The sequence below is a fragment of the Skermanella sp. genome (genome assembly GCF_059503625.1).
In genome coordinates this window covers 1-3,173 of sequence record NZ_JCACHA010000245.1, presented here as the reverse complement: position 1 = coordinate 3,173, position 3,173 = coordinate 1, and the positions used below count along the sequence as shown (strand labels likewise).

Annotated in this window: 4 protein-coding genes; 2 read left to right on the top strand and 2 right to left on the bottom strand. The window is 61.0% G+C overall.

From position 1 onward, the window contains the following. Window positions 1-6 precede the first annotated feature (6 nt). Window positions 7-165 (bottom strand): hypothetical protein, encoded by a 159-nt coding sequence (locus AC5JJ6_RS05945; RefSeq protein ID WP_496041160.1) that lies wholly within the window; start codon window positions 163-165, stop codon window positions 7-9. Window positions 166-613: 448 nt separating this feature from the next. On the opposite strand from AC5JJ6_RS05945, the gene AC5JJ6_RS05940 reads away from it, so the two are divergent. Continuing rightward, on the top strand, window positions 614-1,447 hold the full coding sequence (locus AC5JJ6_RS05940) for a glutamine amidotransferase-related protein (RefSeq protein WP_496041159.1): 834 nt from the start codon (window positions 614-616) through the stop codon (window positions 1,445-1,447). A 26-nt stretch (window positions 1,448-1,473) separates the two neighbouring features. On the opposite strand, the gene AC5JJ6_RS05935 is transcribed toward AC5JJ6_RS05940, so the two are convergent. Further along, window positions 1,474-2,679, bottom strand: coding sequence for an ABC transporter substrate-binding protein (locus tag AC5JJ6_RS05935; RefSeq protein ID WP_496041158.1), 1,206 nt, complete (start codon window positions 2,677-2,679; stop codon window positions 1,474-1,476). A gap of 22 nt (window positions 2,680-2,701) precedes the next feature. Here AC5JJ6_RS05935 and AC5JJ6_RS05930 point away from each other — a divergent pair, with 22 nt between their 5' ends. Beyond that, a complete protein-coding gene (locus tag AC5JJ6_RS05930) occupies window positions 2,702-3,007 on the top strand; it encodes a hypothetical protein (protein ID WP_496041157.1) in 306 nt (101 codons plus the stop codon). Window positions 3,008-3,173: the final 166 nt, after the last annotated feature.

The window sequence follows — 3,173 nt, the reverse complement described above, 5'->3', positions numbered from 1 at the left end:
CGTGGATCATTGCCGGTTCTCCATCTTCCTGGTCAAGGCATCAAGCGCGACGAGGCCGACGCCAGCCGTGACGCCGAGCGCCAATCCCATGCCGAGGGAGGTTGCGATCGCAACGCCGGTGACCACGCCAAGGCGCGGCAGCGGGAGCGGAAGGGGAATGAGCATGCGCTTTCCTCGTGTTCGAATCTGCATCACAGGAAGCGGGACTTAGATGGGTCAGCCGTGCCGGACAGTACGCTAATCCTTTTTCGCGCCGAGCGGTGCCGACCATTCCGCCGATCGTTTCAACGACCGGAGGCGCGAGGGCAACCTCAAACGGAGTCACGCATAAGGCAGTGGCGGCCGGCCGGCTAGGGTTCCGACCGCCGGGAAATCGGCTTCGACCGTTGAGCACCGCGACATGGACGCTATCTCTATGGGAAGGTTGAGAAATCTACAACAAAGGTAGAGTTGAGACAGCCGCCGATGCCGCCCCCTTCAGGAGAAACTTTTCGAGCTGCCTTGGAAAACGAGTTCGCCGCGACCAAGGCGGCATATCCAGTACCGGCACACCTTCCGGTACGGTGCTGATCGCCCATTTCGAAGTTCCGCCATAGCCAGAGATTGGATAGCTGTGTCCCTTCACCTTCTAGTCGTCGCCAGTGAAACGCCAGATCAAGCCGAAGCGCGCCGCCGGTCGGTTGGGGCCGCGTCGCACGAGACCTATGCCTCGACGGTACGTTCGCTCACCGATGATGCTTCGATCGAATTCTTGTCCTGCGTCGATGGCTCGCGGACGCCCTCACTTCCGGAGCTTCGCCGGTATGACGGCATCTTCTACGCCGGCTCTCCGATCCAGATGCATGAAGATACCGAGGAAAGCCGTCTAGCCGCCCGTTTCGCGATGGACGTCTTCGAGTCCGGAACGCCCGCGTTCGGATCGTGCGCGGGTCTCCAGATCGCGGCCGTCGCGGCCGGCGGGACGTGCAAGCCGCGTGAAACGACGATGGAGGCCGGGTTTGCGCGTGGGATCACGGCAACGGAAGCCGGGCGCGACCATCCACTCCTGCGCGGGCGACCGGTCGTCTGGGACGCTCCGGCCATGCACTCCAGCATCGTCGGGACCATGCCGGCAGGCGGCGTCGTTCTGGCAAGAACGAAGAGCACGCCGGTCCAAGCCGCAGAGATCCGATCGCAGAACGGGATCTTCTGGGGCGTGCAGTATCATCCGGAGCTGACGATCGCCGAGATCGCCGCATCCCTTCGCCGTCAGGCGGACGACCTCATCGCGCAGGACATGGCGAGGGATAGCACGACCATTGAGGATTATGCAGCCTTGCTGGATGAGTTGCACAACGACGCCGCACGCAGGGACATCGCATGGCGGATCGGGATCGACGACGAGATCACCGATGCGAAAAAACGCACAAGCGAACTGCGCAGCTTTCTCCGTTCGCTAAACCGCTGACCGGACCCGACGGGACGGTCATGGACCTACTTCACCAAGGGACAGCCGCTCTGCTTCGGATCGATGTAAGCCTGTGCCGCCGGGATGGTCTTGACCAGGTCGAAATAGTCCCAGGCACCCTTCGACTCGTTCGGCGCTTTCACCTTGAACAGATACATGTCATTGAGAACGCGGCCATTCTCACCGATCGAGACAGTCTTCATCATCATATCGTCGACCGGCGTCCCGCGCATCCTGACGGCGATCTTGTCCGCATCGTCGGTACCGGTCGCCTGTACCGCCTTCAGATAGTGCCGTACGGCAGAGTAGACGCCGGCCTGATTCATCGACGCCTTGCGGCCGGTCCGTTCCTCGAATCTTTTCGACCAGGTCCGGGTTTCGTCGTTCATGTCCCAGTAGAAGGAGTTCGTCAGCACCAATCCCTGCGCGGCTTCCAGGCCCAGCGCGTGAATGTCGTTGATGTTCAGCAACAGGCCCGCAAGGTTCTGGCCGGACTGGGTGATGCCGAACTCGGCCGCCTGCTTGACCGCGTTGATGGTATCGCCCCCGGCATTGGCAAAGGCTATGACCTGGGAGCCCGAGCCCTGCGCCTGCAGCAGGTAGGAGGAGAAGTCAGGCGTGCTGAGCGGATGGCGCACGCCGCCCGCGACCGTGCCGCCCAGCTGCTTGACGACACTGGAGGCTTCCGCTTCCAGGGAATGGCCGAAAGCATAGTCGGCCGTCACGAAGTACCAGCTCTTCTTTCCCTGCTCGACAAGGGCGCGGGCCGTCCCAGCGGCCAGGGCATGGTTGTCCCAGGTCCAATGAAAGCCGTAGGGACTGCATTGTTTGCCCGTCAGCTCCGTCGATCCCGGACCCGACATGAGGAAAATCCGCTTGTTGTCCCGTGTGATCCCCTGAACGGCCAGAGCCGCGGCCGAGTTGGGTACGTCCGCGATAACGTCCACCTTGTCGGTGTCGATCCAGCTTCGGGCGAGGTTCGCGGCGATGTCGGCCTTGTTCTGGTGGTCACCGGCAATGATCTCGATCCGCGCCCCGCCCAGTTCATTACTGAACTCTTCGGCCGCCAATCGCGCCGCCACGACGGAACCCTCGCCATTGATGTCCGAGTAGATGCCCGACAGATCAGTCAGGACGCCGATCCTGATCAGGTTGTCAGAGACTTGGGCATGCGCCGAAACCGGCGTGATGGCAGCGAATACAAAGCCGGCAAACAAAGTAGTCTTGCGCATTTTTGTTCCTCCCCGATTGCGGATGATCTTCTGCAATGTCGCATGCCGTCAACAGCACAGCGGCTGGTGCGATGCAGATTCTTTAGCTGTATCAAAAATCTACAGGCTGCGAATCCTCGGCCTGGAAACGTTGGAAAAGAGCCAGCGCGACCTTGTTGCACCAAAAGACGTCGTTACGGGAACTTGGCCGTCGGTTGGGGGCCGGCGCATGCCGACGACGGCTGAGGACACAGCCGGCCGGCTTCCACGCGTCTATGCCGCATTTCGATACGGCATTGGCTTTGCCGGCGCAGTCGAGGGCGGAAAAACGGCCAGGGGATTCCAGTAATTGCGATATCGGCTGATCAGCCCATTCCGGAGGCCGGCCACCGAAACATAATCCTGGTCATCGCGCGCCGGTCGCTCAGCTGTACGCAGGATCTGGAAAACCCTCTCTTATCAGTCCGTTGATTTACCCATCTTAGGTTGAGAATACCAAGAGGTAGATCAGCATA

What these genes read in the sequence shown, in the direction of transcription:
- AC5JJ6_RS05930 (WP_496041157.1), top strand. Translation starts at nt 2,702, where the DNA reads ATGATCTTCTGCAATGTCGCATGCCGTCAACAGCACAGCGGCTGGTGC.
- AC5JJ6_RS05935 (WP_496041158.1), bottom strand. Translation starts at nt 2,679, where the DNA reads ATGCGCAAGACTACTTTGTTTGCCGGCTTTGTATTCGCTGCCATCACG.
- AC5JJ6_RS05945 (WP_496041160.1), bottom strand. Translation starts at nt 165, where the DNA reads ATGCTCATTCCCCTTCCGCTCCCGCTGCCGCGCCTTGGCGTGGTCACC.